We start from the raw sequence: 26801 nt of genomic DNA, 5'->3' as shown, positions 1-26801 counted from the left end.
AATTACTCGGGCAGCGCTCCTCTTCGTGGTCTTACCCCAGCTAGCGACGTAAATCGCGCCGCTGGCCAGTTCTTGGGTTTAGCGGGTTCCCTGGGACACCAGTGCCTTGACGTCCGCCGCGTTGGCGGTGTCGACGAAGCCCGGACCGGTGAGGATGGGCAGGCCGCCGCCCGCGGTGTTCAAGTTGGTGGCTTGCAGGTGCATCAATATGACCGGCAGGTACCCCTGGAGGTACTGCTGCTGGTCGACGGTGAAGGCCACATTGCCCTGCTCAATCTGATCGATGAGGTCGCTCGACAGGTCGAAGCCGCCGATTACGAGGTCCCTCCCGGCTTGCTCGCCAGCAGTGAGTGCCCGCAGGGGCAGATTCGGACCGACGCCGAGAACGCCGTCGATGCTCTCATCGCCTTGAAGGATGGCGGCGATGGTGTTCTGTTGCTCATCAGGATTGGCGTCGAGGCCGACGAACTCCGATGTCACCTGGCCGCCGAAAGTCTCGGCTAGGCCATTGCAGCGCTCTTCTAGAGCCACGTTGGTCTGCTCCTGGCGGGCGCAGAGCACGTGGGTGGCGCCCAAAGCGTTGAACCGCTCGCCCGCGCCGTTGCCGGCCACAGTCTCGGTCTGCCCGATATGGCTGACCGCGCCCAGGTCCTTGTAGTTGTTCACGCCGGAATTGAGCGTGTACAGCGGGATCCCGGCAGCGACAACGGCCTCAGCAGCCGACTGGACACCGGCCGGGTCGGCCAGCGAGATGGCGATGCCGTCGGAGCCGGCGGCGATGGCCGCTTCGATCTCCTGGGCTTGCCTCAGGGCGTCGTTGTTGGAGCCGAAGTAGACCACATCGCAGCCGATGGCAGAGGCGGCGTCGCGCACGGCAACCTCGACCACAGACCAGAAGGTGCCGGAATCACCGTGGGTGATTACGTGGTAGGTCTTGTCGCAGCCCTGGGTGGGATCTACTTCCACGACCTCCGTCGGCGCTTCAGTGGCTGGTGCCGCTGTTTCTGTAGGCTCGCTGGGTGCGGGCTCGCTGGTGTCGTCGTCGTTGCCGCATGCCGCGGCCACGAGTGTCAACGCAAACAGCAATGCAACCAGCTTCCATAGCTTTCTCATTGTTGGGTTACCCCTCTCAAGGTAGGTGTTGTTGCTTTTGTGAGGTTCCGGCACCCGCAGTCGCGGGCTCCAGCCTTCGCAGGAAATCGATGCTCTGGCAGGCGTCGAACCTCAGCCGAGCTATGGCAGAGGGGTCTCCCTCCGCTATCGCTGCATCCTGCTCCAGGACGTACCAAAGGTTGCGTCCTGATTTTTCAAGGAGGTCGACGATCTCGGCGATCGGCAACCCTCCCTGACCTAGAGGCGGGAACAAGCCCTGCTGCACGCCCTGCATGAGCGACAGTTCTCCCGCCGTGACCCGGGCCGCGATGCCCAGATTTACGTCTTTGATGTGTACCAGTGCTATGCGGTCCAAATAGCGCTTGGCCATGTCTGCCACATCGCCGCCCCCGAGCAGAAGGTGGGCAGTGTCCAGCACTAGGGCAGTGTCGCTGCTCTCCAGCATGTGCTCTGTCTCCGCGGCGGTCTCCACCAGCGAGCCGAAGTGGGGGTGGAGAGCCTGGATCAGGCCATGGTCGGCCGCAATCTTCTCGACTTCGTCGAGGGCGGCGGCGGCAGCGGGACACTCGTGCTGGGCCAGAGGCCGCTGGCGCCAGTTGTCTGGGTGGCTGACCGCGCAGGTGACGAAATAGCGTCCGCCTCCGCCTGAGATCAGCGCGGCCGCCTCGGTGGCTGCGGCCCTAGTGGTCTCGACTTGGGCGGGGTCGTGCAAGACCAAGGGGACAAACCCGCCGAGCAAAGACAGGTTGTGGTCATTTAGAGCGGACCGCAGCTCGGCGGGATCTTTGGGCAAGTAGCCGAGCGATCCCAATTCGGTATGGGTGAACCCGGTGGACGACATCTCTTTGAGCACCGCTTCGCAGGGAAGCTGGTGACCCCAGCCGGGCATCTCGCAGACCCCCCAGCTGATGGGCGCGGTGGCCAATCGTTCAAGCAGATTCATACGCGCGCCAACGGCCCCTTCTCGCGTCCCATCCGGAACGACCATCTTATGCCTTGTTTGCGCATGGTCAAACAGATTCTTCGAATTGGGGCGCGACTACTGGATGCCATCGCCCGTCTGATACCCGCTCTAGTTGGCCAGGCTCAACTTCCAGGACCGCTTACACCCCGTCGTTGCCGAGAATCCGGTCGAGTTCGCGGAGTGCGGGGACAATGTCCTCGCCGACCAAGATGCCATGCATGCCCAAGTTTCGGGCCGCGGCCACATTGGGCTCGAAATCGTCCAAGAAGACGCTGGTCTCGGGGCGAGACACCTCCAGGCGTTCGAGGGCGAGGCGATAGATGGCCGAATCGGGTTTGCGGATCCCCACCGCGCTGGAGTCGATCACCGCTTCGAAGAGCTCGTCAACCGGGATGAGGCTGCGCCATATGTCGCCGAACTCCTTGGCGTTGTTGGTGATGATGGCCTGTCTGATGGCCGCGTCGTTAAGCTCGCTGACCTTGGCCATTACCTTGTCGCGTCGCTCTTCGCTGCTGGTGCCCGACATGGCCTTGAAAAAACCCTCGGCGCTGAAACCCTCGATGCCGTCGGCCCGGCAAGATTCGTCCGCCGCCTCCAGCGCCTCAGCCAGGGTCCCCTCACCTCGCTCCAGCCGGTGCCAGGGATGGTCGCCGTTGGCCTCATATCGGCCAAAGACATGCTCCAGCAGCCGCTCGTTGGTAGTGCCCAGCGAGCGGGCATAGTCGTCGAGATGGAACGGCGAACCGGTGAACACCCCGCCGAAATCCCAGAACACTGCGCTGATCATGGTGACTCTTCAATCATGGTGCCTCCCCGGCCCCTGGCAGCTCCCCCGTCTCGATGAGCCGCCGGAACTGTGCCTCATCAAGCACCGGAATACCCAACTTCTCGGCTTTTTCCAACTTGGAAGCACCGGGGTTCTCGCCCACCACGACGGCGGTGGTCTTGGACGAAACGCTTCCCGGCGACTTGCCGCCCCGAGTCTTGATGGCTGCGCCCACACCGTCACGGGTGTAGCCCTCCAGGCCGCCAGTGACGACGATAGTCATGCTGGCCAGGGTTTGGGCCAGGGCCTCGGCTTCGGCCTGCCCGGTGTCGTCGGAGGAGATGAACATGGTGGAGGTCAGTTTTGCGCCTTTGAGTTTCTCGATGATCTGCTGGTTGACTTTCGACCGGAAGAACTCGTGGACGCTCTCGGCGATGATTGGCCCAATGCCATCCACGTGGGCCAAATCCTCAACCGAAGCCTTCATGATGAGGTCCAAAGCTGGCACCTCTCCGTCTTGTTCTTGGATTTCGTAGGCATCAGCCAACACTTCGCAGGCAGTGTCGCCCAGGTGCCTGATGTTGAGGCCGACTAGCAGCCGAGCCAAGGGTTGATCTTTGGACTCATCGATGGCTTGTCTCAGATTGGAGATTGACAGATCCGCGAAGCCGGCTAGTTGAGCTACCTCGTCGGTCATAAGGGTGTACTCGCGTCCATCGCCTATTTTGGTGTTCCAGGCGAGTTTCCTGTACTCATCGATAAACTCCAAGTCCAAGTTGAACAAGTCGCCGAAATCGGCGATCAAACCGAGATGGAACAGCAATCTGGCCTTTTGCTCGCCAATTCCCCTGTGTGTTCGAGTCGCGTTGCTAGCCTGCTCACTGGTGGCTTTTCTTCTTCCTTGGTCACGTTTCTCCTGAAGGTCTTGGTCGGTTTCGGTTGGCCGCTTGGGGGTGGGTGCGACGAACCTGATGATCCGTTGCAGAGCTTCCTCTTGCTCTAGAGACAGTTTTCTGCCAGGCGGCGAGTGTGGAGTCTTCACCAAAGGGGGATCTTCTTTGCGCTCCGCAGAATTCTCGCCTTCTGTCGACGAGGCCAGATCCCCCATATCGACTCCCGCAGCGCGCAGCTTGTCGATGGACAACTTGTTTTCCTTCGAGTAGGCCTTGGTTGCCTCTGCGACTGCCTTCCTGACTCCCTTGACCACGGCCAAGTCATCAGACGATGCCTCGAAGACCTTGTCGAGGTGGGCGAAATCCCGGGCTATGGACTTGGCAGTTGTGGGCCCAAGTCCATCGATCTTGAGGCCAACCAGCAGTTCAGCCAGTGGGCGATGCTTGAGACTCTCGATTGAGGTGGCCAGGTCAGCGCGGCGCTCAGAGTCGAGCTGAGAAAGGGCAGCCACCATGCTGGTGTCAAGAACAATTTCTGCGTCATCATTGAGGTGAGCAGCCCAAGTGGCATGTTTTAGTTCCCGAAGCAACTCGAAACCGTCGGGATCCAACCTGTAGATATCAGCCACATTCATGATGAGTCCGAGCTTGACAAACAGACGGACCCGCTGCTCACCCAAGTGTTCGATGTCCAAGGCGTTGCGGGCGGCGAAGTGCTCTATCCAGCCCCTAAGCTGCTCGGGGCAGCCCTCGAAACGGCAATAGTGGGCTGCGTCGCCTTCTTCCCGTGTCAGTTTCTCCTGGTAGGGACAGGGGCAAGTCGTTGGGAACTGCCATTCGAGGCGGTCGGACGGGCAGTCGTCGTCAGCCCGCCCTACTACTTCAGGAATCACGTCGCCTGCCTTTCGGACTATCACTGAATCACCGGGCCGAACCTTCTTGAACCTCACCTGGTCTTCGTTGTGCAAGGTGGCCATCTCCACGGTGGAGCCGCCGACGAACACAGGTTCAAGCACGGCAAACGGGGTGGCCTTGCCCTTACTCCCAATGGAGACATGGATGTCCAAGAGCTTGGTGGTCTTCTCCTCAGGGGGAAGCTTGTAGGCGATGGCCCATCGAGGCGCCCGGCTGGTGGCACCGAGTTCCTGTTGTAGGTCAAGTCGGTCGACCTTGATGACTACACCATCGATCTCGTACTCATAGGGCTCATAGGGCTCATAGGGCAGGTTGTGGCGCTTGGCCTCGCAGCGCTCAACGAACTTCCAGGCTTCTTCAATGGAGTCCACGGATTTGGTCACGGGATTGACCGGCAGACCGAGGCTGCCTAGGTACTCCAAGGTCGCGCTGTGGGTAGTCAACCCAGGGCCTCCCTCCACTTCGCCAACTGAGTAGCACCACATCGATAGCCCGCGGGTGGCGGTAATCGTTGGGTCTTTCTGGCGCAGCGAGCCGGCCGCGGTGTTGCGGGGGTTGGCGTAGCGGGGCTTGCCATCGGCTTCTTGCTGGGCATTAAGGGCATCGAAGGCGGCTAGGGGCATATAGACCTCCCCCCGCGCCTCCAGCACTGCCGGCGCACCCGCTCGAAGCCGATGGGGCACAGACTTTATGGTCCGAATGTTGGCGGTGATGTCTTCGCCCACCCGGCCGTTGCCTCGGGTAGCAGCCTGCACCAGCCTGCCATTCTCATAGCGCAGCGAAACGGCCAGGCCGTCGAACTTGAGTTCGCACACCAGGTTGCCCAGCTCCTGTGGCAAACCTTCTTGTCCAATCGCTTCTCTGCTTTCAGGCCTGTCCTCTTCGTCCTCCAGGTCATCAGGCGAAAGCAGCATTCCCTGACCGGTGGACTCTTCGGCGGCCCTGCGAGCTCGTACGCCAGCCAAGCGGCGCAGGGCCCGGTCTGCCCATGCATTCAGTTCGTCTCGGTCGAATGCATTGTCCAACGACATCATCGGCACCCGGTGCTCGACCGGTTCGAACAGTGTCGACGGGTCAGCTCCGACCGTTTGGGTGGGCGAACCCTTCCGGACCAACTCCGGGTGGGCAGCCTCAAGTTCGATCAAATCCTGCCTGAGTTGGTCATATTCAGCATCAGTAATCTCTGGGGCGTCATCGGCGTGATAACGCTGATCGTGGTACCGGACAAGCTCGACCAACTCCGCCATGCGGTCTTCCGCACCCGTCTTCACCTGCCGGATAGTACTGCGGGATGCCATCAGCGGAAGCGGCTGTCAGGGGCTTGCTTCAGTTTGCTCGACGACCGCATCGTAGCGCTGTTGGGCAGCTTGCTGTGATGTGCCCCAACAGCTCTCCGGTCCGCTTCCAGGTGATGCCCCCCGTCGGGCCGAAATAACGGCTTCTGCGATCTGGCCTTCGCAGCGGGCCCGGGCCATCACGGCCCGCTTCAGCAAGTACTCATCCAAAGGCACCTCGTCGCCTTCCGATGGTTCGTAGTCTTCGGACCGCTGGGCAAGCTCATCGGCGTGCTCAAGAATGTCTTGAACGGGTCCGGTCATAACGGCTGGCTTCAAGTGTGCTGCTTGGACTTCGGGCTCTTGCCTTGGCTGCCGGTTTGAGCTGGCGCTGCCCAGTGGGGTCTTTGGCCATGGTGTAACCGTGCTTGTGGACCTTCTTGTGGCATTTCGGGCACAACAGTACGAGGTTTGTCATGTCGGTGGTCCCGTTGTCGTCCCACCAGATGATGTGGTGGGCGTCGCAGGCACTGGCTCGCATGCCACAGCCGATGCAGCGCTTGTCTCGGACGCACAGGGCCAGCTTTTGGGCGGCGGTGGCGGCTCGTTGTTTTCTTCCCATGTACAGCGGCTGGCCGTCGGAGGCGAAGATGGCCGGGACGATGCCGGCGTTGCAAGCGATATGCCGGAGTTCGTCGATGTCGATAGGGGTGCCGTCGATGAGCTCCGCGTTCTTGAGTTGGCCGCTCAAAGTGTCGTAGGCAACGGTGACGATCAGTGTCGTGGCCTGGGGTGCAAGCTCACAGTCTGAGCCAGCGGCACCGTCGTCGCTGGAAGCGGCAGTGGCGTTGGAGGCTGACTCGCGATTGCTTTCGATGGCGCTTTCTGCGTCGATGTCGACTTCTCCGTGGACGTTGGCACCCCCTGCGGGCTGCTGGGTAATCAGGGCGACCAGGGCATCGGCATTGCGCTGCTGGTGGGTACGGTCGCTTCCGGTCTTGGCATCGTCACGGAACATGCGATCGCACAGGTCGTTCATAGCGGTCTTGACCCGCTCGCCGGCGATGCGGTCAAACTCGGCGTGCAGAATCACCATTTCGTCGTCGCCATCGAACACCTTGCCGCTGCGGCGCTCGCGCTGGCGCTCGTGGCGGGTCAACCCGCCGTCGGCCCGGCGCTGGTCCTCGCTGCGGGCCATCGTCCTTTTGAACTCATCAAGATCCTCGGTGATCGCCGCGGTGATCAGTTCCAGCTCCTGTTCGGTGGACAGCGGGGTCCGTTGGTGCGACTCGGCCAATACTCGGGCGTGGTCGATAGAGATCCACCCTTGTTTGGCTGCGTCCAGCGTGGTGGGCAGGGCGTTGAGAGCGTTGGCGGTCTTGGCCTGCTTGCGGGCTCGGTGGCGACCGAGGCCGAACTGGCGGCACAGTTCCTCAGCGGCGTCTTGGCCTTCGAGTTCGCCGAAGCGGCCCAACAACGCAGCCAGATAGCCGTCAATCTGGCGTCGGGCGCTATCGGCCTGGAGGATCAACTTGACCAGATCACCCGATTCCAAGTCGGAGGATTCAGGCAGCTCTACCCCCACACAGCGGCTTCTGCGGCCCTTAGGCCCACTACCGGCAAGTGGGGTGTTTTCCCTGGTTAGACTGCCTAAATCCATGTCACTAGTCTACCGACCCCGGTGACAGTTTGACCTCACGACCTCGCGGGGAATGCAGGTACTGGTCTACCGACGCGTCGGGTCTTGGTCAGGAGAAAGCAGCGGGATCAGCCATTCGGAAGAAGTCGTCTTCGTCGATGATCTCAATGGCCGATCCTGAATCTCTGAGATCTACTGCTTTCCTCATTTTGTTGGACATGCCATCAGTACCGACTTTGCTGTAGTCGGTCATCCCTAACACCAGAAAGTGGGTGCGCTTGGAAACCGCAGTGGATGGCTCGCCACCTGAGTTGACGGTGGCTTGATATGCGGCTCTACGCGACGGACCTGGGACTTCGGGCTCTTGCCTTGGACGGTAGTTTGACTTGGCGTCCTTGCGGGGAACGCCGACGCGGGTTCGTTGCGGGCGTTGGGGACACTTCCAAATTCTCGGCACGGTTGTTATACGAGTGTTGTACGCTATATGTTCATGGGTACGAAGTTGATGGCCGTGCGAGTTGAGACCGAATTGTGGGACGCGGCTGTCCGTCGAGCTGAACTCTTGGGCACTTCGGTCTCAGAAATCGTGCGCGGGGCGCTGCGGGAGGCTGTGGATCCAAGCCCCTTGGGCGAGCGGATCGGCCGCCTCCGTGGCTCGATCCAGACCGAGCTTGCCGATGCAACCGAAGATCGCTGGCAATCCGAAATTCGCGCCCATAACTGGCGCTCGTGAACATTTGGCTGATTGACACTGGGCCGCTGGTTTCCTACCTCGATTCTGGCGAGGTCGAGCATGACCGGGTGGGCGAGGCATTAGACGGCTACGCAGGCGTTCTGGCGACCACAGCCGCAGTGGTCACCGAAGCCATGCACTTCATCCGCCGGGCTCGCAACGGTGCATCTGCTCTCAGCGAGTTCATCACTCAGAGCGGAATGCGAATATTCGGCCCATGCGAGCCTTCAGACATCCGCGATGCAGTCGCGCTGATGCAGCGATATGCCGATACCCCCATGGACTTCGCCGATGCCACCCTTGTCCTGCTGGCGGAGGAACTTGCTACATCCGAAATCCTGACTCTGGACCGCAGGGGATTCAACACCTACCGCCTCTCTGGCGGCGTCCCCTTCAACCTTGTTCTCGACAGTCCCTAGTCTTCGCGTTTCGCGTGCGAAGACCGAGCCAAGGTGGGTTTGGGTTGGGATAGGGGAGATGCTGTAGTGGGGTGGGTGAAAGACCTGCGGGGGGATCGGGCCTGGGTGTGGGTGGTGCGGGTGTGGTGGGCGGCCTTGCCGTTCACGGCGGGTCCGGTGCTGGCCGACGGGTTGCGCGATACCTCCGCGGCATGGCGGTCGACCGCGTCGGTGGGTTTGTGGGTGCTTTGGGCCGTGGTTCTGTTGGGCGCCCTGCTGGCCCATCCGACGACGCTGGTTCTTGTTCGGCTGGCGGTGCCGTCGGCGGTGGCGGCTCTGGTATGGGCGGGAATGGGCGACGCCGACTGGAACCAGGTTGCCCTTGTGGGAGCGGTCACCGGAGCGGTGGCCGCCATCGCGCTGAGCGCTCCGGTGGGCCAGGTGTATGTGAACGGCATCTCCTACGGCGACGAGATCAGGCTTCTGCTGCGACCGTCCGCGGTGCTGTTGGCCGGGCCGCTGCCGTTGGCGGCTGCGGTCACCGTTGCGGGCGTGGTGAGCGGGCCGCTTCTGCTGGCCGCCCAGCAATGGGCGTCCGGGGTGGCGGTCACCGTGGCAGGCGCCGCCTTGGCGGTCTTCGGGGCCCGCTCTTTGTGTTCGCTCACTCGGCGCTGGCTGGTGTTCGTGCCCGCCGGGGTGGTGCTCCACGACCACCTGGCAGTCCAAGACCCAGTGCTGCTGCGCCGCCGAGCGGTGGCCGGCTTGGGGCCGGCCCCGAGGGAATCCGATGCGCTCGACCTGAGTGAGGGCGCCGCCGGGCTGATCCTCGAGGTATCCATGAGCCAGCCGATCACCCTGGTCCCGCCGGCTCGCCGGAAGGGGAAAGACCGAACCGAAGAGGCCCAGGCCAGCGCCATCCTGGTTGCCCCGTCGCGTCCCGGTCAGGTGGTCGAACTCGCCCGCCGACGCCATCTCGTATAGCTCGAACCCCCGGCTGGGAGACGCGCTCAGCACCGGTGAAGCTTTGGCCCTAAGATACCGAGCACTGAGATACCCCGGGGGAGGGAAGCGATGGCGAGTCATTTCACCGAAGCGGAGTTCAACGAGCACATCCAGCGGTACGGAGGCAAAGAGCTGGACTGGGCGCCGTTTGCCGCTCAGGGGGACCTCAAAGAGAAGTACCGACGGGCCCACGTGCGGATGGTGGGCGCCAGCATCACCGGCAAGCACCACGAACCAGGAACCGTTACCGCTGACAACTTCACCCTGTCGGTCATGATGATGCCCCCCGGCGCCGAAGCCCCGTCGCACGCCCACGAGGTGGAAGAGGTCTTCTTTGTCGTCAAGGGAGAGTTGACCGCATGGTGGGAGGACGACGACGGTCGGATCCTCGACACCGTGCTCAGGGAACGGGAGATGATCTACAGCCCCGCCGGGATCATGCACGGTCTGCGCAATCACACCGATGAAGAAGCCTTGGTGCAGGTTGTGATCGGCGTGGGTCGTCCGCAGAAGCCCTCCTACCTCGACGCCGCCCTCACCGATCTCTGAGGCGCCCGTGCGATTGGGAGAGATGAGCTGGACGACGCTGGGAGAGCGGCTCGAGCAGGGCCCCTTGGATGTGATGATTCCCTTGGGCGCCCTTGAGCAGCACGGACCTCATCTTCCCCTGGACACTGACATCCTCATTGCCGAGGCGGTGGCCGACCGAGCAGCCCGCAGAGCAGGGGAGTTCGTGGTATCGCCCTGCATCCCCGTAGGGGCTTCCAGCCATCACCTGGCCTTCCCCGGCACGGCCAGCCTGAGCGGCAAGACCCTCCAAAGCGTCTTGGTGGAGGTCATCTCGACCCTGCTGGGGCACGGCTTCGGGAGCGCATACCTGGTGACCGGCCACGCCGGAAACGTCGGGGCGATGGCCGCGGCCCTCGCCGAACTCGACTCTGTCGACCGCGCCCGGGTGGTGTCGTTCGACGACTGGCCTGCCCAGCGAGATGCCGTTCATCAGGTGGCCGAGGCCAAGCTCGACATCGACCGAGAGCTGGTGGGTACCCACGGCGGGCACTTCGAGACCAGCATCATGCTGGCCATCGCCCCTGAGAGGGTGGACATGGCATCGGCAGTGGCCGGCCACATCGGCCCGGCAGCCTCGGCCAGCGCCATACTGCGCTCCGAGGGCATGGCTGCATTGTCCCCGGTCGGTGTAATCGGCGACCCCCGGGGCGCCACGGCCGCCGCCGGGGAGCTCTACCTCGACGCGTTGGCCAACCTGGTGGTCGAGGGCATCGAAGCCCATCGCAGCCGCTCGAAGCAGCGGGTGGCTCAGTGACCGAGCCCACGGTCGTCCTCGGCTGGGACAGGATCCGGGCCGCCATCCCCCGGGTAGTGGAGGCCGGGTTCGCCATCTTCGTGGTGGTCATCCTGGGCGCAGTCATGACCGTCAAGTCCGACGTATTCCTCACCACCGGCAACCTCCAGAACATCTTGCTGCAAACCTCGGTTTTGGCCTGCGCGGCTTTTGGGATGACCCTGGTGATCATCGCCGCCGAACTGGATCTGTCCCAGGGGTCGGTGCTGGCCCTGATCGGGGTGGTGGCGGCCGACACCATGGTGCGCAATAACAGCATCGTGCTGGGCTTGTTGGCCGGAGTGGGCGTGGGCATCGCCGCCGGCCTGTTCAACGGGCTTGTCACCGCGGTGCTCAAAGTCCCCTCGTTCATCACCACCTTGGGACTTCTGATCATGGCCAGAGGTCTGGCTCGGGAGATCACCGCGGGCAATACCGTGGGCAATCTCCCCGGCGGTTGGAAGGCGTGGTGGGGTGAAGACTTCCTCAACCTCCGGATGCCCATTTGGGTGGCGCTGGGCCTCGGTGTCACCTACCACATCATCCTGCGCTATTCCCGGTTTGGCCTGCGCATCTACGCAGTGGGGGGCAATGTCGAAGCAGCCCGCCGAGCCGGCATCAACGTCACCCGGGTGCGGGTGATCACCTTTGTTCTGGGGGGCTTCGCCGTGGCCGTTGGAGGCTTCATCCTGCTGGGGCGGGTCAACGTGGGCCAGCCCAATGCCGCGGTGCTCACCGAGTTGTATGCGGTGGCCGCCGTCGTGCTGGGCGGCACCAACCTGTTCGGAGGGCGAGGTTCGATTCCCCGCACGCTTGCCGGCGTGCTGCTGATCGGCGTTATTCGCAACAGCCTCAACCTGCTCAACGTGTCGTCGAATATGCAGGACGTATGGATTGGCGTCGTGTTCGTGCTGGCCATGACATCTCAGTTCTTGCGCCGCTACCTGGAGCGGTGGGCCAACCGGAGCGAGGACACCGCCATAGAAGTCGAAGTCGAACACGAGCTCGACGAAGAACGACGCGCCATCGAACTGGCCGAGGAATCGGCTCGATCGGGCGAGCAAGAACTCCAAGACGCCGAGCAGGCCGAGCAATCGGCCGGCTCGACGTCGGAGCAAACATGAATACCCGGAGGGGAGCAAAATGAAAACCAAGAACCTGTTGTTCAAGCTGCTGGCACTGTTACTGGCCTTTGGGCTGGTGGTGTCGGCATGCGGCAATGACGATGACGACGACGCCGCGTCCGGCGAAAAGGGGGTGTGTGAGGAGACCTACGAGGTTCGGTACGCCAACTTGGCTACCTTCATCTTGTACTTCCGCGACCTCGAAGCCGGTCTGGCCGATTTCGGCGCCCAGAACTGCTGGAACTTCGTCGCGGCCGACGCGGCCTATGTGATCGAAGACCAAGTGGCTCAGATCGAGGACTTCGTAACGCAAGGAGTCGACCTAATCATCGCCTCGCCGGGCGACCGCCAAGCGCTCATTCCCGCCTATGAGGCCGCTGCGGCCTCCGGTATTCCCATGCTGTCAACCGGTGACAGCGTGCAGGAAGCCGCCCCGGAGATCGGTTTCATCGGAACTGACTGGGGCGTTGAGGGCACCAAGCAGAGCGAGTGGATGGTCGAGAAGCTCGGCGGATCGGGCAAGATCGCCCGCATCGGCGGGCCAGGGGCCAGCGAGTACGTGGAGAAGCGTCGCGAGGGCTTCGAGCACACCATGGAGGCCAACCCCGGCATCGAAGTTGTGTTCAACCAGAGCGCCAACAGTTTCACCGCCGAGGAGGGCCTCCGCCTGGCTCAGGACGCGTTGACTGCCAACCCCGATCTAGACGGCATTTGGGCTGACAGCGATGCCCTGGCCCTGGGTGCCGCCACCGCGGTGGAAGAGGCGGGCATCGACCACGCCGACATCCTCATCAGCGGCACCGATGGCGAGCCGGCGGTGTTCGACCAGATCCGGGCCGGTAGCGGCGTGGATATGACCATCGCGCTACGGGGCTATCAGTGGGGTTGGCAGACCGCTGCGGTCGCCCACCAGTACCTGACCACCGGTAGCACCGGCCAGGGCTACTTCATTCAGGCGCCCACCATCGTGGTGGATGCCGACACTATCGAAGGCACGACCAACGCCGATCTCCGGTAGGGGTTCTTCCTCTCTGGATTTTCGATAGCGAACATGACCTATCGGGCCGACGTCCTCATCATCGGCGCCGGTGCTTCCGGCGGGGTGGCGGCGCGCCACTTGGCCGAGCACGGCTTCGATGTCGTCTGCCTCGAGCAGGGCGATTGGCCCGACAGGTCTGCGTTCCCCGGAACCCGGCCCGACTGGGAACTGGCCATCCGCAAGGACTGGGCCATGAGCCCCAACGTGCGGAATCGGCCGGAGGACTACCCAGTGGTGTACGACGACTCGGACATCGAGCCCCTCATGTACAACGCCGTGGGGGGCAGCATGATCATCTACGCCGGTACGTGGCCGCGGATGCTTCCATCAGATCTGCGGGTGCGAACCCTGGACGGGGTTGCCGATGACTGGCCCATCGCCTACCGCGACCTGGTGCCGTACTACGACGCCATCGACCGGCAGATCGGCGTGTCCGGCCTGGCCGGCGATCCGGCCTACCCGCCCCATGACGACTACCCGCTTCCGCCGCTGCCCTTGGGAGTGGCCGGACGGCGGGTAGCCGAGGGGCACAACAAGCTGGGGTGGCACTGGTGGCCCGAGCCCAACGCTATCTTGTCGGCCCCCTACGACGGGCGGAGGCCGTGTGTGCAGCGGGGAGTGTGTACCTCGGGATGCGCCGAGGGGGCCAAGGCCTCCACCGACCTGACCCATTGGCCCAAGGCGGCCGCCGCCGGTGCTCGACTCATCACCGGCGCCCGGGTCGCCCGGGTAACCATCGGGCCTCGGGGCCTGGCTACCGGGGCCGTGTGGTTGGACCGTGCCGGGGTCGAGCACCACCAGGAAGCCGATGTGGTGATCCTGGCGGCCAACGCGGTGGGCACGGCCCGCCTGCTGTTGCTGTCGGCGGATGACCGCCACTGCCCTGAAGGCCTGGCCAACTCCAGCGGCCTCGTCGGTCGGCGCTTGATGATGCACCCCTTCTCGGTGGTTACCGGGTGGTGGGACGATCAGGTTGAGGGCTGGCAGGGCCACTTCGGGGCCAGCATCACCACCTACCAGTTTTACGAGACCAACGCCGACCGAGAGTTTGCGCGGGGGGCCAAGTGGGCGCTCTCGCCAGTCGGCGGCCCCCTCAACCACATCCTGCCCATGAGGGCCGGCAACGAGGTGTGGGGACCCGATCACCACGTGCTCATGGGAAAGACATTTGGGCGGGGGGCGAGTTGGGCCATTTTCGGGGAGGACCTCCCCGAGAAGTACAACCGGGTGGAACTCGACCCGGACCGCACCGACAGCCACGGCATTCCCGCGCCCCGGGTGACCTATCGGATCTCTGACCACTCTCGGCGGCTGATGGCCTTCCAAGAAGAGAGGGCTACCGAATCGCTCAAAGCATCGGGATGCCAGGAGACCGCGGTGGCCAGCATGATTCCCTATTCGGGGTGGCACCTCATGGGTACGGCCCGCATGGGAGACGACCCGGCGGCATCTGTGGTCAACTCCCGCCAGCAGGCCCATGATGTGGCCAACCTGTATGTCGCCGATGCCAGCGTGTTCGTGACTAGCTCGGGGGTCAACCCCACCTGCACAATCACTGCACTGGCGCTGCGGACTGCCGATCTGCTGGTTCAAAACCGAAGCGAGCAGAAAGTCCCGGCATGACGACCGCCGACAACCGCACCGCTATCGACGTTGACCGATTGAAACAGCTGGCCGACATCATGCTGCCCGCGGCCCATGGCATGCCCTCGGCCTCCGAAGTGGAGGCGGTGGACTCGTATCTCGACGAGGTGCTGGGATGGCGCGACGATCTGCGCCAACCGCTGGCCGAGGCTTTGACTGCTCTCGATCCGGCAACGTTCACGATGGAAAGGCTGTCGGCCTTACTTTCTGAGGATGAAGATGCATACACCGCTCTCACCACCGTGGTGGCGGCCTGCTACTACCTCAGCCCGGTGGTGCGCGACCACATCGGCTATCCGGGCCAGGTGGCCAAAACCTATGATCCCTTCGCCTACACCGAGTGGGTGGCCGAAGGGCTGCTCGACCCGGTTGTCGAACGGGGCCCGATATGGCGAAAGGCCCCAGAATGACTTGGACAAACCGGGTGAATAGGGAAGACGGAGCGGCCGTGGAGTTGTCAATATGAGCCGCGCCGTAGTCTTGTCCGACTATGCCCGGGGTCCCGCGGTCGAGCGCCTGGAGCTCGGCCCGGTTTTGCCGGGGGGCGCCTTGGTGAAGATCGACGCGGCCACGGTGTGCGGAACCGACGTCCACATCTCCGACGGCGTGTTCGAGCAGTTGGCCCGCTTACCGCTGGTGATGGGTCACGAGGGCACCGGAACGGTTCTAGAGCTGGGCGCGGGATTGGAGCGCGACGCCCGCGGCCAACCGCTGCGACCGGGCGACCGCATCATCTGGGCCCACAACTGGTGCGGTCGTTGCTACTTCTGCGCAGTAGCCAAACAACCCACCCTTTGCGAGAACACCATGGGCTACGGGTGGGGGCCGTACGAGGAGGGGGCAGTCAACGGCACATTCTCGGAGCACCTCCACGTGTCGCCCGATTCACGGGTGCTGCGGGTGCCTGACAGCGTGTCCAGTCCGCTGGCGTCGGCGGCCACCTGCGCCCTCCGCACGGTGATGCACGCCTTAGACCGCCTGCCCCGCGTCCGCTTCAGCGACACCGTGGCCGTGCTCGGTGCCGGCCCGGTGGGCGTTCTGTGCGCGGCGGCGGCCCTGCACAGCGGGGCCCACCAAGTGGTGCTCATTGGCGCGCCCGCCTCCCGGCTAGCGGCCACCGAGAAGTGGGGTCTCACTACGCGCATCGACATCGACCACACCGAACCCGAGGAGCGAATCGAGGCAGTCCGCAACCTGACCGGCGGCCGCGGCGCCGACGTGGTGTTCGAGTGCGCTGGGCCTCCCGACGCCTTTACCGAGGGAATGGAGATGGTACGGGTCGGTGGCGCGCTCATGGTGATCGGCCAAGCCCACGGACAAACGGTGCCGGTGGCCACCACGGCCATGAAGGTACGCCAGCTCACGGTGCGGACCTCCCTGTCGGCCGACATCTCCCATTTCTACGACGCCCTCCAGTTCTTGGACCGCCATGGCGAGGCGCTGGATCTGGAGTCGGTGGTGTGCTCCAAGACCTATGCGCTGGATCAAATTGCCGATGCCCTTTCCTCGATGCGGGCGGGGGCGGAGATGAAGCCGGTGATCGTCCCATGACTGCTGAAGCTGCCATCCGAGATCGCTATCCGCTACTGGTAGGGGGCCGCGAGGTCTCCGCAAGCGCAAAGATGGCGGCCAAGGCACCGGGCACCGGCGAGACAGTGGCCGAAGTTCCGCTGGCCGATGCCGAGGTTGTGGATCGGGCTGTCGAGGCGGCGGCGGCGGCCCAGCCGGCATGGGCGGCGTTGTCGGCGGCTGAGCGAGGACGACATCTCCGCGATCTGGCCGACGCGGTGCGGGAACAAGCCGAGCGGCTGGCCCGGATCGACGCCCTGGACAGTGGCAATCCCCTGGCCGCCATGCGAAACGACGCGGCCTACGGGGCCGACTCCCTGGACTACTTCGCCGGAATTGCCCGCGAGCTGCACGGCAAAACCCTCCCGGCTTCGGCCAAGGGCCTCCATCTGACGCTGCCTGAGCCCTATGGCGTGGTGGCCCGCATTCTGCCCTTCAACCACCCGCTCATGTTCACCCTCTTCCACGCGGCCGCCCCCCTGGCTGCCGGCAACACGGTGATTGTGAAGGCCCCCGATCAGACGCCGATCTCCCCCCTGGAGGTGGCCTATCTGGCCGCGGAGATCCTTCCCCCCGGCGTGCTCACCGTGCTCACCGGCGATGGGGCCACCACCGGCGAGGCATTGGTGGCCCACCCGGGGATCGGCCGGATCGGGTTCACCGGGCGGGGAACCACTGGCCTGCGGGTTATGGAGGCTGCTGCTGCGTCGGGCCACGTCAAGCACGTGACCGTCGAGCTCGGCGGGAAGAACCCCCTGTTGGCCGCCCCTGATGCCGACCCCGCCTATGTGGCCGAGCAGGCCGTGGGGGGCATGAACTTCGAGTCCTCCCAAGGGCAGTCGTGCGGGTCGACATCGCGGCTGTATGTGCCGGCTGGAATGCGCGATGACGTGGTGGACGCAGTGGCCGCCCGGCTCGACCAAGTCAAGGTGGGCGACCCCCTCGATCCGGCAACCACCATGGGGCCCCTGGTCTCCGAGCCCCAGCTCAACCTGGTCCGGGGCTACGTGGAGACCGGAAAATCAGAGGGCGCCCGACTGGTCCGGGGTGGAGGCACTCCAGGGGGCGTACACGACGGCGGGTATTACCTGGCGCCCACGCTGTTCGACCAGGTGACGCCCGGCCATGTCATCGCCACCGAGGAAATATTCGGTCCGGTGCTGTCGGTGCTGGAATGGCGCGACAGAGACGACCTCATCGCCCAAGCCAACGCCACCCGTTACGGGCTGACCGCCAACATCATCACCAACGATTTGGACTGGGCTATGGACACCGCCCGCCAAGTGCAGGCCGGATGCGTATGGATCAACGGGCGAGGCCAGCACTTCTTGGAAACCCCGTTCGGGGGATACAAGGACTCCGGGCTGGGAGCAGAGGGGTCGATGGAGTCGCTGATCAGCTACACCCGGACCAAAGTCGTCCACGTTCTCGACATCGGAGCACGACCATGAGCAACCACCCCGCCGAGGCCATCGCCGTCCTCAAGGAGAAGATCGCCACCTCGACTCGGATTCTGGTCCGAGAGCGGCTGATCGGGCCCTTCGGCCACCCTTCGGCCCGGATCCCCGGCACCGATCTGGTGGCGGTGCTGGGCCATACCCACGACGACGTGAAAGACCTGGCCGAGACCGAGCCAGGCGACGTGGTAGTGATGGACTTGGACGGCGAGATGGTCGAGGGGTCCATGGACGCCCCCGGCGAGCGCTTCATGCACACCGAGATATATCAGGCACGACCCGACGTGGGCGCAGTGATCCACGCCCACCCCATGCACTGCATCGCGTTCTCGATGACCGACGTTCCCCTCGCCCCGGTGTGGCATCTGTGTACCCTGTTTGCCGACGGCGTGCCGGTTTACGACTCCGCCGTGCAGATCGACAACCCCGACCGCGGCCGGGAGGTGGCCGCGGCCTTGGGCGACTGCAAAGGCGTGCTGTTGAAAGGCCATGGCCTAACCGTGGTGGGCTCGTCTATCGAGGAGGCCACGGTGAGCGCGGTCAACCTCGAGCGCTCAGCCCGATTGCAGATCATGGCCCAGGGCATCGGATCGGTGGAGGCCATCGATCGAAACGAGCTCACCGACGATCTGTTGACCGACGGCCTCACGCTGGAGGAGTACACCCACACCCAGTGGGACTATTGGGCCATGGAGACGACCTGATGACACAGCTGCGGCGCGAGGATCCCCGGCTTCTGCGGGGAGGCGGACGCTACGTGGCCGACATCGAGCAGCCGTCGATGCGGTACGCCGCGTTTGTGCGCAGTCCGGTGGCCCACGCCGATGTAATCGGGGTGGAACTGCCCTCCGGCGTTGTCGGCTGGACAGGCCAAGACCTGATCGGGCGGATCGACACCATGGCGCCCAATGAAGCCGACGGCGGCGTCTACCAGGACAGATTGCTGGAATCTCTAGGTGACGACCGGCTGTTCGTGCGTCATGAGGGGCGGCCTCTGCTGGCAGTAGACCGGGTGCGCCATGTGGGCGACCCCATTGCCGTAGTCGTCGCCGACACTCCCTACGGTGCGGCGGATGCGGCCGATCGGGTGGGCCTCGACCTGGAGAGCCGCCCGGCGGTGGTCGACCCCTTTGCCGCACTGGCCGACGACGCTCCCCGGCTGTACGACCACTGGCCCGACAACCGGTCGCTGTTCGTTGCCGCCGGTTTCGGCGACATTGCCGCCGCCTTCGCCGACGCGGCCCACGTGAGTCGCCGCCGACTGCACTCGGGAAGGCTGGCTTGTCATCCCATGGAGCCTAGGGGCGTGGTGGCCCAGCACGATCCCCGCACCGATCTGCTCACGGTATGGAGCAGCACGCAGATTCCCCATCCGTTGCGCACCGCGTTGGCCAAATCCCTGGGGCACCCGTCCCACCGGATCAGGGTGGTAGCCCCCGATGTGGGCGGCGGATTCGGGGTCAAGGCCATTCCCTACGCCGAGGAGATGATCTTGGCCTTTCTCGCACTGGAACTCGGCGTGGCGCTCAAATGGGTGGAGGAGCGGAGCGAGCACGGCATAGCCGCCATTCAGTCCCGCGACCAGATCCACGACATCGAACTGGCCCTTGACGGCGACGCCCGAATCCTGGGAGTACGCGACCGCTTCGTAATGGACAGCGGGGCAGCCAACCCCCTTGGCGTCGTCCAGCCCTACAACACGCTGGCCCACCTCTGCGGGTGCTATCGGGTACCGGCGCTGGATGTGGAGGCCACCGCGGTGGTGACCAACAAGGCCCCGAACTCGCCCTATCGGGGGGCGGGCCGGCCCGAGGCGGTCTTCGCTATGGACCGCATCCTTGACGTGGCCGCCCGAGAGATGGGAATCGATCCGGTGGAACTTCGCCGCCGCAACCTCATCTCCACCGAAGAGATGCCCTATTCCGTCGGGCTCAACTACCGAGACGGCACTGCCATGACCTACGACAGCGGCGATTTCTCCGGTTGCTTCGAGACGGCCATTGCCATGAGCGACATTTCCAAAGGGCTCAGGGGAGGGGCCCGGGACCAAGCCGGCCGGCTGGTGGGCGTTGGAGTGTCCTCCTATGTGGAAGGCACGGGGGTTGGCCCGTTTGAGAGCGCCCGAGTGCGGGTAGACGAGACCGGTTGGGTGGAAGTGGCCACAGGTGCCTGCTCTCAGGGCCAAGGCCATGAGACGGTGTTTGCCGATGTATGCGCACAGGCGCTCGGGGCCGACCCCGCAAGGGTGACGGTGATCGGAGGTGACACCGCGGCGGTCGAATTCGGCTGGGGCACGCTGGCCAGCCGCAGCGCGGTGGTGGCAGGCAGCGCCATCCACCAAGCCGCCACGGCGCTGCGCAACCGGATTGTCGATGCGGTGGCCGGGCAGTGGGAGGTGGCCTCGGCCGACCTGTGCATCCGCAACGGCGCGGTGGAGGTGGTGGGAACCCCCACCCGCCGCATGGAATTGTCCGAGGTGGCCGCCGGCTTCGCCCCCGGGGGGGTGTTGGCCAACGGCAGCAGCGCCGGCTTGGAGGAGATGGTCTGCTTCGAGCCACCCACCGTCACCTTTGCGGCTGGCGTACACGTGGCCCGGGTGGCGGTTGACCCGTCCACCGGCGCGGCGGAGATTCTCGACTACGTGGTGGCCCATGATTGCGGGCCGTTGCTGTCGCCGATGATCGTGGACGGCCAGATCGCCGGGGGAGTGGCCCAGGGGATCGGGGCTGCGCTGTTCGAGCAGGTGGCCTACGACGCCGAGGGGCAGCCCCAGAACCCCAGTCTGGCCGACTATCTAGTTCCCGACGCCGCTGGGGTGCCCGGTTTGTCGGTCACCCATTTGGAGACCCCATCGACGCTCAACCCGCTGGGCATCAAGGGTGTGGGGGAGGCTGGGGCGATCTCGCCGCCAGCCGCGGTGGCCAACGCCATCGAAGACGCTCTGGCCGGGCTGGGCGTGGAGGTGAACCGGGTGCCGGTGTCGCCCGACTTTCTGTTCGACCAACTTCACGGAGCGAGATCATGACTGCGAGCCGATCGAGATCTGTTGTCGACGCACCCCGTTCAGGCGGGCCGGATGCGTCGGACATCGCTCTGAGCGTGGCGGGAATCCACAAGCGCTACGGCGGAGTGGTTGCCCTTCGAGACGTTTCGCTGGATTTTCCCACTGGGACGCTCACCGCCATCGTGGGCGACAACGGCGCTGGGAAGAGCACCCTGCTGAAGGTGATCTCCGGAGCAGAGCAGCCCGATGCGGGAAGAGTGGTGCTGCACGGTGTGGCCCGCCGCTTCCGCTCTCCCCTGGACGCCCGGACCGCGGGCATCGAAACCGTGTATCAAGACTTGGCGCTAGCCGACAACCTTGATGCCGCCCAGAATCTGTTCATGGGGCGGGAGCTCAAAGTGGGATGGGGACCGTTCACATTCCTGCGCCAACGGGCTATGCGGCGTGAGACCGAGCAGATCATCCAGCGGCTCAACATCAAGATCCCATCGGCGCGAATCCCGGTGCAGCACTTCTCCGGGGGCCAGCGCCAAGGGGTGGCCATTGCCCGGGCCATGAACTGGGGCAACGAGGTGCTCATCATGGACGAGCCCACCGCGGCGCTGGGAATCGCCGAGACGGCCCGGGTGGAAGACCTCATCACCACGCTGCGAGAGCGCAAGTTGACCATCGTCGTGGTGAGCCACAACCTCGACCAGGTGTTTCGGCTCGCCGACCGGATTGCGGTCATGCGCCGAGGCCAGCTCATCGAACTGCTGGACGCCCACAGCACCGACGCCCAGAAGCTGGTGTCGCTCATCACCGGGCTGTCCGCATCTCATGAAGGGACAGATGGCCATGAAAGCGCCTGAGATGGTGCCGCGGGTGGGCGTCCAGATACGGCCCAACCATGTGAGTTGGGGCGAAATGGTGGCCGCCTGGCAGTACGCCGATGGGGCCGGGGCCGACAGCATCTGGACCTTTGATCACTTCTTTCCCATTGACGGCGATCCCGAAGGCTCTGCCTTTGAATGCTGGACCACGCTCGCCGCCATGGCGTCGGTCACCAAGACAGCCCTGATCGGCCCGCTGGTCACCTGTACGGGTTTCCGCAACCCCGATCTGCTGGCCGATATGGCCCGAACAGTCGACCACGCGTCCGAGGGCCGGGTGGTGCTCGGGCTGGGGTCGGGCTGGTTGGAGCGGGACTACCAGTCCTACGGGTACGCCATGCCCCGCGACGCCGATCGGATCCGCGAGATGGAGGTCGCCATCCACCGCATCCGCCATCGGCTGGGCCAGCTCCGTCCCGGCCCGGCAGGCCCACTCCCCATTCTTGTGGGCGGCCTGGGGGAGCGTATGACCCTGAACGTGTGCGCCCGGTTGGCCGACGCCTGGAACGGGTGGGGCGCCCCCGACGAGATCGCCCGCCTCAACCGGGTCTTGGACCACTGGTGCGAGCGGGCCGAGCGCGATCCGTCACAGGTGGAGAGGACGGTGGCGCTGTTCGAGGTTGCCAGCGATGCCACCTATGACGATTATGCGGCTGCCGGGGCCGAGCATCTCATCTTGGTCCGCTCGGGCCCCGACTATCGGATCGAAGAGATGGGCTCCCTCCTGGCCTGGCGGGATTCGCGGAGCGGATTGTGAGACGGGCCGATCAAGAACAGAGGCGGCAATGGGCGCGGGCCGCATGAGGAGCGCAACCGGCGCCCTGTGGATGCCGTTCACCTCGGCGGGCGGCAGCACGCCGCCGGTGGTGGTGGCCGGGGACGGCAACTACGTGGTGACCGACGATGGAACCCGACTGCTCGACGCCACCGCCGGCGGGGTGGCCTGTGTGATCTTGGGGCACGGCCGGACCGAGATCGCCGACGCGGTGGCCGAGCAGCTCCGCACGCTCGAGTATCACTGCCTCTTCGGGTACAGCCATCCTCGGGCCCGGGAGCTGGCCGAGGCGGTGGCCGCCCGCGCCCCGGGCGACCTGGACCACGTCTTCTTCACCAACTCCGGCTCAGAGGCGGTGGAGACGGCCCTGAAGATGGCCCGCGGGTACTGGCGCCGGGTCGGCCAGGGATCCAAGACCGGATTCGTGTCGCTGCACCGGGGCTACCACGGCATGAACTTCGGCGGCATCTCAGTGGGCGGCCTCACCGAGAACCGGGCCGGATTCGGCCCGCTGCTGGAAGGCTGCACCCAGGTTCCGGCCCACGACATCGGCGCCCTGGAGCGGGAGTTGGCCTACCGGGATCCCAGCACCATAGCCGCAGTGATAATGGAGCCAGTGCAGGCCGCCGGAGGCGTCTTCCCACCCCCCGAGGACTACTTGTGCCAGGTGAGGGCGATGTGCGACCGCAACGACGTGCTCCTGGTGTTGGACGAGGTGGTCTGCGGATTCGGACGGCTGGGGCACTGGTTCGGCGGCCACCGCTATGGGGTGGTTCCCGATATCATGACCACAGCCAAGGGGCTGACATCGGCCTACGTCCCAATGGGAGCTGCGGTAGCCGGCAATCGGGTTCATGATGCGTTCGTAGATCCCCAAGGCTCCATCGAGCTGATGCACGGCTACACCTATAGCGGGCATCCCGCGGCCTGCACCGCGGGGCTGAAGGTGATCGAGATCATGGAGAGGGAGGAACTGGTGGGCCACAGTCGCCAAACCGGCCGGCATCTTCAGGAGCGAATCGGCACGCTGGCCTCTCTGCCGGCGGTGGCCGAGGTTCGGGGGGAGGGGATGCTGGCCGCGGTGGAGCTGCGCGGCGACAGCCCGGCGCCCCTGGTGGCCGAGGCCCAGCGGCGCATACAGGCGGCCGGGGTGCTCGTTCGGGCCCAGGCCGACCATCTGGGCATCTACCCTCCGTTCACGTTCACCCCTGCCGAGGTAGACCGAGTAGTGGACACCGCCGGGACGGTACTGGGGGAGTTGTCGTGACCCTTGACCGGGTGGACTCGATCTTGGAGCAGTGGGCCGGCGAGCGCCCCGACTTGGATGCCTCGCCCATCGGGATCTTCGGGCGGATCTCCCGCATAGACCGCCTGTTCGAGCAGTCCATGGCCGAGTTCCTCCGCCCCTACGGCCTCACCTTGGGCCTGTTCGACGTGTTGGCCGCTCTTCGGCGAAACGGCGAGCCCTTCAAGGCGAAGCCGAGCCAGTTGGCCGCTATGACCATGCTCACCTCCGGGGGCATGACCGGGCGGCTGGACCAGCTCGAGAAGCTGAGCCTGGTGTCGCGGGTGCCCGACCCCGACGACCGCCGGGTCATGATGGCCCAACTCAGCCCTGAGGGCAGAGTCCTGATCGACCGGCTCATGGGCGAGCACCTGGATCGCGAGCGCACACGGCTGGAGTGGTTGCAGGCCGGAGAGCCGGAGGAGTTCGCCGGATACCTGCGAAAGCTGGAGGCTTCCCTCCGGTCCCTCGATGGCAAAGGCTGGGCAGAAGGCTCGGACGGCTAAGAGGCGGTGAAGCACCAGGAGATGGTGCTGGCAGCCTCGGCACCGGCCGCCTGGCGCCAGTAGATCGCCTGCACGCAGTTCTGCTCGGCTTGAAGACGCTCGATCACTTTGTCCTGATCGGGTCGGAAGGTGAAGCGGTTGAGGTTGGGCAGATGGCGCAGCTGCTCTCGGGGTATGGCCACCCCGTTGATGGCCAGACGGGCGTCATAGCCGAGGGCCAGGTCGATGCCGACGGTTTCTTGGGAGAGGACCTCGGCGCCGCGAGGCGGGATGAGCTCGTCCACTGCGGCGTTGCCGGTCACAGACACGTCGTTGTCGTCGGTTTCGGCCAACCACAGGGCCGACAAGATGGCCGCCGCGCCCACCAGGGCCGCGGCGGCCAACAACACCCGGCGCAGCACAATGGACTCCAGCACCCTCACAGTGTGCCCGCTGGCCGGGCAAGACCCCAAGCATGGGTGGGCGGACGAACGCCCGCCGGGCCCGTGTGCTCGCCGGCCGGGTGGTGGGCCACCCTGGGTGGCGCAGAATCTCACGGAACAGCCGGTACCCTCAAGGCGTGTCCCAAGGCAGCGGCGAGACCGGGGTGATCGGCCGAGTCCTGGGAGGGCGCTTCCGGCTCGCGGCCCGAATCGGCGCCGGCCGGTTCACCGAGGTCTACCTGGCCTACGACCTGGCCGCGTCGCGCCAGGTGGCGGTCAAACTGCTGCCCGAGGAGATCCTGGCCGAGGCGAATAGACACGACCCGCTGTTCGCCGCCCGATTCTTGGAGGCCGCTGAGGAAGCCGCCGCGGTTAACCACCCGCACCTGGTGGCTGTGTACGACTGGGGAGACTCCGATATCGGCCTCTACGTGGTGAGCGAATACGTGATGGGCGGCAGCCTTGGGGGAATCCTGGGGACCGGCTACCTGCTGTCGCCGTCGCAGGCTCTGTTGGTTGGCTTGGAGGCTTCCCGGGGGTTGGAGCACCTGCACAGCCAGGGGTTCGTCCATCTCGATGTCCGGCCCTCCAACATCCTGTTCGACAGCCGCGGCCGGGTCCGCCTGGCCGACCGGGGCACGTCTTGGATCATGACCTCGTCGGGTGTGGGGAGGGCGCTGATGGCCCGGTCGGTCTTCATGGCGGTCGACGAGGTGCGATATGCCTCCCCCGAGCAGGCCCAGGGCCTCACCCCCGGCCATAAGAGCGACGTGTACTCCCTGGTCTTGGTGCTCACCGAGGCGCTGTCGGGCCGGGTGCCATTCGAGTCCGACGACCCCGAGTACACCCAGATGGCCAAGATGAGCCGGCATCTGGATTTGGCCGGACAGTTCGGCCGCTTGGGCCGAGTATTGGAGCAGGCGGGGCGACCGGAGAGGAACGACCGTCCCAGCGCACGCGATCTGTCCATTGCGCTGTTGGCTGCGGCGGAGTCGCTGCCCCGCCCCGGGCCTCTTCCGCTGTCGAGGGCGTTGCCGGAGATTCCCGAGCCGGGTGAGACCGCAGGTCAAGCCGGCGCCCCCGCCCATGAGCGGCGGCAGGAGCTCAGCACCCCATCACAGGCTGCCCCCGCGGCGGTTCCAAGACTGCTGCTGCCCCTGGTGGCGCTGCTGCTTTTGGGGGCTGTGGGATTCGGCGCCTACACGCTGTGGGACAACTGGTTCGGCACTGAGACCCAACCGGTACCCGATCTGGCCGGCGCCACCGAGGCCGATCTGGTTGGTATCGAGAATGAGTTCGGTTGGGTGCTCAACCGCCGCGAGCAACGCCGAGACGGCACCGTGGCGGGCCAAGTGCTGGGCCAGGCGCCCCAGCCGGGCACTGCGCTGGAACGGGGCAAGACGGTCACGGTCTGGATCTCGCTGGGCCCCGAGTTGGCGCTCATTCCCAGCAACCTGGCCGGACTGGCGGTGGAGGACGCCGTGAATGCCCTAGAGGCAGCGGGTCTGTCGGCGGGAGAGATCACCGAGCGCTACGACGAGTCCATGCTTCAGGGGGTTGTCATCGAAGTAGACGAGATGCTCCCCCAGGCCGAGCGGGGGAGCCGCGTGGGGTTGGTGGTGTCACTCGGACCGATGCCCCGGCTGGTGCCCGAAATCAACGCGGGCACGTCGCTGGCCCTAGCTCTTGAGGAACTGGAAGAGGCCGGGTTGGGAGTGCTCGAATGGCGGGTGGAGAACAATCAGGTGGAAGCTGACCACGTTGTGAGGGTGGAGCCTGCGCCGGGAACAGAAGTGGCCGCCGGCTCGGTGGTAACGGTGGTGGTCTCAGACGGTCCCGAGCAGGTGAGAGTGCCTTTCTTGGCCACCCTCGGCGTGGAGGAGGCCGCTGAGATCCTGGAGTCAATCGGTTTGTGCCGGGGCGAGATCGAGGGTCCGCCCGACACGGAGGTGTTGGCGACCAACCCGCCGGCCGAAGCAGTAGTGGACTTTGGGGCGTGCATCAGCCTCATCACCCGGGCAGAGGAGAGCTGAGGGCTCAGTCCTCGCTGAGCACTGTGATCGGC

The 26801-nt window shown here is 65.0% G+C and carries 26 protein-coding genes; 18 read left to right on the top strand and 8 right to left on the bottom strand.

Going from position 1 to position 26801, the window contains the following annotated elements; all coding sequences use genetic code 11:
* Positions 1 to 78 precede the first annotated feature (78 nt).
* The 7 genes from ACOGXA_RS04335 to ACOGXA_RS04305 all read right to left on the bottom strand — a co-directional run bounded on the left by ACOGXA_RS04335 (position 79) and on the right by ACOGXA_RS04305 (position 7817).
* Positions 79 to 1113 carry a substrate-binding domain-containing protein gene (locus tag ACOGXA_RS04335; protein ID WP_419926056.1) on the bottom strand — a complete coding sequence of 345 codons (1035 nt, stop codon included), beginning with the start codon at positions 1111 to 1113 and terminating at the stop codon, positions 79 to 81.
* A 16-nt stretch (positions 1114 to 1129) separates the two neighbouring features.
* On the bottom strand, positions 1130 to 2056 hold the full coding sequence (locus ACOGXA_RS04330) for a sugar phosphate isomerase/epimerase family protein (RefSeq protein ID WP_419926055.1): 927 nt from the start codon (positions 2054 to 2056) through the stop codon (positions 1130 to 1132).
* Positions 2057 to 2216: 160 nt separating this feature from the next.
* Entirely contained in the window at positions 2217 to 2864 is a 648-nt protein-coding gene (locus tag ACOGXA_RS04325) for an HAD family hydrolase (RefSeq protein WP_419926054.1), read from the bottom strand.
* 13 nt (positions 2865 to 2877) lie between these two features.
* A complete protein-coding gene (gene ligA / locus ACOGXA_RS04320; protein ID WP_419926053.1) occupies positions 2878 to 5922 on the bottom strand; it encodes an NAD-dependent DNA ligase LigA in 3045 nt (1014 codons plus the stop codon).
* Positions 5923 to 5964: 42 nt separating this feature from the next.
* Entirely contained in the window at positions 5965 to 6249 is a 285-nt protein-coding gene (locus ACOGXA_RS04315; RefSeq protein WP_419926052.1) for a hypothetical protein, read from the bottom strand.
* A complete protein-coding gene (locus ACOGXA_RS04310; protein ID WP_419926051.1) occupies positions 6221 to 7510 on the bottom strand; it encodes a DUF222 domain-containing protein in 1290 nt (429 codons plus the stop codon). The genes ACOGXA_RS04315 and ACOGXA_RS04310 overlap by 29 nt, the downstream gene beginning before the upstream one ends.
* A 163-nt stretch (positions 7511 to 7673) precedes the next feature.
* The gene (locus ACOGXA_RS04305; protein WP_419926050.1) at positions 7674 to 7817 is read right to left on the bottom strand and encodes a hypothetical protein; all 144 of its coding nucleotides are present in this window, start codon (positions 7815 to 7817) and stop codon (positions 7674 to 7676) included.
* A gap of 237 nt (positions 7818 to 8054) precedes the next feature.
* Between ACOGXA_RS04305 and ACOGXA_RS04300 the strand changes: the two genes are divergently transcribed.
* The 17 genes from ACOGXA_RS04300 (at position 8055) to ACOGXA_RS04220 (ending at position 24314) form a co-directional block, all read left to right on the top strand.
* Positions 8055 to 8297, top strand: coding sequence for a hypothetical protein (locus tag ACOGXA_RS04300; RefSeq protein WP_419926049.1), 243 nt, complete (start codon positions 8055 to 8057; stop codon positions 8295 to 8297).
* The gene (locus tag ACOGXA_RS04295) at positions 8294 to 8716 is read left to right on the top strand and encodes a type II toxin-antitoxin system VapC family toxin (RefSeq protein WP_419926048.1); all 423 of its coding nucleotides are present in this window, start codon (positions 8294 to 8296) and stop codon (positions 8714 to 8716) included. The genes ACOGXA_RS04300 and ACOGXA_RS04295 overlap by 4 nt, the downstream gene beginning before the upstream one ends.
* Positions 8717 to 8782: 66 nt before the next feature.
* Positions 8783 to 9676 carry a hypothetical protein gene (locus ACOGXA_RS04290; RefSeq protein ID WP_419926047.1) on the top strand — a complete coding sequence of 298 codons (894 nt, stop codon included), beginning with the start codon at positions 8783 to 8785 and terminating at the stop codon, positions 9674 to 9676.
* A 90-nt stretch (positions 9677 to 9766) separates the two neighbouring features.
* Positions 9767 to 10246: a dimethylsulfonioproprionate lyase family protein gene (locus ACOGXA_RS04285; RefSeq protein WP_419926046.1), complete on the top strand. Its 480-nt coding sequence runs from the start codon at positions 9767 to 9769 to the stop codon at positions 10244 to 10246.
* Between the two features lie 22 nt (positions 10247 to 10268).
* Positions 10269 to 11021, top strand: coding sequence for a creatininase family protein (locus ACOGXA_RS04280; protein ID WP_419926045.1), 753 nt, complete (start codon positions 10269 to 10271; stop codon positions 11019 to 11021).
* Positions 11018 to 12163, top strand: a complete 1146-nt coding sequence (locus ACOGXA_RS04275) for an ABC transporter permease (protein WP_419926044.1) — start codon at positions 11018 to 11020, stop codon at positions 12161 to 12163. The genes ACOGXA_RS04280 and ACOGXA_RS04275 overlap by 4 nt, the downstream gene beginning before the upstream one ends.
* Before the next feature lie 19 nt (positions 12164 to 12182).
* Positions 12183 to 13181 (top strand): sugar ABC transporter substrate-binding protein, encoded by a 999-nt coding sequence (locus tag ACOGXA_RS04270; RefSeq protein WP_419926043.1) that lies wholly within the window; start codon positions 12183 to 12185, stop codon positions 13179 to 13181.
* Between the two features lie 33 nt (positions 13182 to 13214).
* Complete coding sequence (locus ACOGXA_RS04265) at positions 13215 to 14825, top strand: GMC family oxidoreductase (RefSeq protein ID WP_419926042.1); 1611 nt, start codon at positions 13215 to 13217, stop codon at positions 14823 to 14825.
* Entirely contained in the window at positions 14822 to 15256 is a 435-nt protein-coding gene (locus tag ACOGXA_RS04260; RefSeq protein ID WP_419926041.1) for a hypothetical protein, read from the top strand. The genes ACOGXA_RS04265 and ACOGXA_RS04260 overlap by 4 nt, the downstream gene beginning before the upstream one ends.
* A gap of 52 nt (positions 15257 to 15308) precedes the next feature.
* Positions 15309 to 16397: a zinc-binding dehydrogenase gene (locus ACOGXA_RS04255; protein WP_419926040.1), complete on the top strand. Its 1089-nt coding sequence runs from the start codon at positions 15309 to 15311 to the stop codon at positions 16395 to 16397.
* Positions 16394 to 17866, top strand: coding sequence for an aldehyde dehydrogenase family protein (locus ACOGXA_RS04250; RefSeq protein WP_419926039.1), 1473 nt, complete (start codon positions 16394 to 16396; stop codon positions 17864 to 17866). The genes ACOGXA_RS04255 and ACOGXA_RS04250 overlap by 4 nt, the downstream gene beginning before the upstream one ends.
* On the top strand, positions 17863 to 18576 hold the full coding sequence (locus tag ACOGXA_RS04245) for a class II aldolase/adducin family protein (protein WP_419926038.1): 714 nt from the start codon (positions 17863 to 17865) through the stop codon (positions 18574 to 18576). Before ACOGXA_RS04250 ends, ACOGXA_RS04245 begins: the two co-directional genes overlap by 4 nt.
* A complete protein-coding gene (locus tag ACOGXA_RS04240; protein ID WP_419926037.1) occupies positions 18576 to 20897 on the top strand; it encodes a xanthine dehydrogenase family protein molybdopterin-binding subunit in 2322 nt (773 codons plus the stop codon). The genes ACOGXA_RS04245 and ACOGXA_RS04240 overlap by 1 nt, the downstream gene beginning before the upstream one ends.
* Entirely contained in the window at positions 20894 to 21727 is an 834-nt protein-coding gene (locus tag ACOGXA_RS04235; protein WP_419926036.1) for an ATP-binding cassette domain-containing protein, read from the top strand. The genes ACOGXA_RS04240 and ACOGXA_RS04235 overlap by 4 nt, the downstream gene beginning before the upstream one ends.
* Positions 21714 to 22505, top strand: coding sequence for an LLM class F420-dependent oxidoreductase (locus tag ACOGXA_RS04230; protein ID WP_419926035.1), 792 nt, complete (start codon positions 21714 to 21716; stop codon positions 22503 to 22505). The genes ACOGXA_RS04235 and ACOGXA_RS04230 overlap by 14 nt, the downstream gene beginning before the upstream one ends.
* A gap of 43 nt (positions 22506 to 22548) precedes the next feature.
* Entirely contained in the window at positions 22549 to 23790 is a 1242-nt protein-coding gene (locus ACOGXA_RS04225; RefSeq protein ID WP_419926034.1) for an aspartate aminotransferase family protein, read from the top strand.
* Entirely contained in the window at positions 23787 to 24314 is a 528-nt protein-coding gene (locus ACOGXA_RS04220) for a MarR family winged helix-turn-helix transcriptional regulator (protein ID WP_419926033.1), read from the top strand. The genes ACOGXA_RS04225 and ACOGXA_RS04220 overlap by 4 nt, the downstream gene beginning before the upstream one ends.
* On the opposite strand, the gene ACOGXA_RS04215 is transcribed toward ACOGXA_RS04220, so the two are convergent.
* Positions 24311 to 24730, bottom strand: coding sequence for a hypothetical protein (locus tag ACOGXA_RS04215; RefSeq protein WP_419926032.1), 420 nt, complete (start codon positions 24728 to 24730; stop codon positions 24311 to 24313). The genes ACOGXA_RS04220 and ACOGXA_RS04215 overlap by 4 nt on opposite strands.
* A gap of 143 nt (positions 24731 to 24873) precedes the next feature.
* On the opposite strand from ACOGXA_RS04215, the gene ACOGXA_RS04210 reads away from it, so the two are divergent.
* Entirely contained in the window at positions 24874 to 26769 is a 1896-nt protein-coding gene (locus ACOGXA_RS04210) for a protein kinase domain-containing protein (protein ID WP_419926031.1), read from the top strand.
* Positions 26770 to 26801 lie beyond the last annotated feature (32 nt).

It is taken from the genome of Candidatus Poriferisocius sp., from assembly GCF_965208475.1.
GTDB lineage: Bacteria > Actinomycetota > Acidimicrobiia > Acidimicrobiales > Bin134 > Poriferisocius.
The sequence above is the reverse complement of the archived record's forward strand: the minus strand, read 5'-3'. Positions and strand labels throughout refer to the sequence as shown.

What these genes read in the sequence shown, in the direction of transcription:
- ACOGXA_RS04270 (WP_419926043.1), top strand. Translation starts at nt 12,183, where the DNA reads ATGAAAACCAAGAACCTGTTGTTCAAGCTGCTGGCACTGTTACTGGCC.
- ACOGXA_RS04335 (WP_419926056.1), bottom strand. Translation starts at nt 1,113, where the DNA reads ATGAGAAAGCTATGGAAGCTGGTTGCATTGCTGTTTGCGTTGACACTC.
- ACOGXA_RS04285 (WP_419926046.1), top strand. Translation starts at nt 9,767, where the DNA reads ATGGCGAGTCATTTCACCGAAGCGGAGTTCAACGAGCACATCCAGCGG.
- ACOGXA_RS04230 (WP_419926035.1), top strand. Translation starts at nt 21,714, where the DNA reads ATGAAAGCGCCTGAGATGGTGCCGCGGGTGGGCGTCCAGATACGGCCC.
- ACOGXA_RS04240 (WP_419926037.1), top strand. Translation starts at nt 18,576, where the DNA reads ATGACACAGCTGCGGCGCGAGGATCCCCGGCTTCTGCGGGGAGGCGGA.
- ACOGXA_RS04250 (WP_419926039.1), top strand. Translation starts at nt 16,394, where the DNA reads ATGACTGCTGAAGCTGCCATCCGAGATCGCTATCCGCTACTGGTAGGG.
- ACOGXA_RS04235 (WP_419926036.1), top strand. Translation starts at nt 20,894, where the DNA reads ATGACTGCGAGCCGATCGAGATCTGTTGTCGACGCACCCCGTTCAGGC.
- ACOGXA_RS04315 (WP_419926052.1), bottom strand. Translation starts at nt 6,249, where the DNA reads ATGACCGGACCCGTTCAAGACATTCTTGAGCACGCCGATGAGCTTGCC.
- ACOGXA_RS04255 (WP_419926040.1), top strand. Translation starts at nt 15,309, where the DNA reads ATGAGCCGCGCCGTAGTCTTGTCCGACTATGCCCGGGGTCCCGCGGTC.
- ACOGXA_RS04300 (WP_419926049.1), top strand. Translation starts at nt 8,055, where the DNA reads ATGGGTACGAAGTTGATGGCCGTGCGAGTTGAGACCGAATTGTGGGAC.
- ACOGXA_RS04245 (WP_419926038.1), top strand. Translation starts at nt 17,863, where the DNA reads ATGAGCAACCACCCCGCCGAGGCCATCGCCGTCCTCAAGGAGAAGATC.
- ACOGXA_RS04265 (WP_419926042.1), top strand. Translation starts at nt 13,215, where the DNA reads ATGACCTATCGGGCCGACGTCCTCATCATCGGCGCCGGTGCTTCCGGC.
- ACOGXA_RS04225 (WP_419926034.1), top strand. Translation starts at nt 22,549, where the DNA reads ATGAGGAGCGCAACCGGCGCCCTGTGGATGCCGTTCACCTCGGCGGGC.
- ACOGXA_RS04305 (WP_419926050.1), bottom strand. Translation starts at nt 7,817, where the DNA reads ATGACCGACTACAGCAAAGTCGGTACTGATGGCATGTCCAACAAAATG.
- ACOGXA_RS04280 (WP_419926045.1), top strand. Translation starts at nt 10,269, where the DNA reads ATGAGCTGGACGACGCTGGGAGAGCGGCTCGAGCAGGGCCCCTTGGAT.
- ACOGXA_RS04330 (WP_419926055.1), bottom strand. Translation starts at nt 2,056, where the DNA reads ATGAATCTGCTTGAACGATTGGCCACCGCGCCCATCAGCTGGGGGGTC.
- ACOGXA_RS04325 (WP_419926054.1), bottom strand. Translation starts at nt 2,864, where the DNA reads ATGATCAGCGCAGTGTTCTGGGATTTCGGCGGGGTGTTCACCGGTTCG.
- ACOGXA_RS04260 (WP_419926041.1), top strand. Translation starts at nt 14,822, where the DNA reads ATGACGACCGCCGACAACCGCACCGCTATCGACGTTGACCGATTGAAA.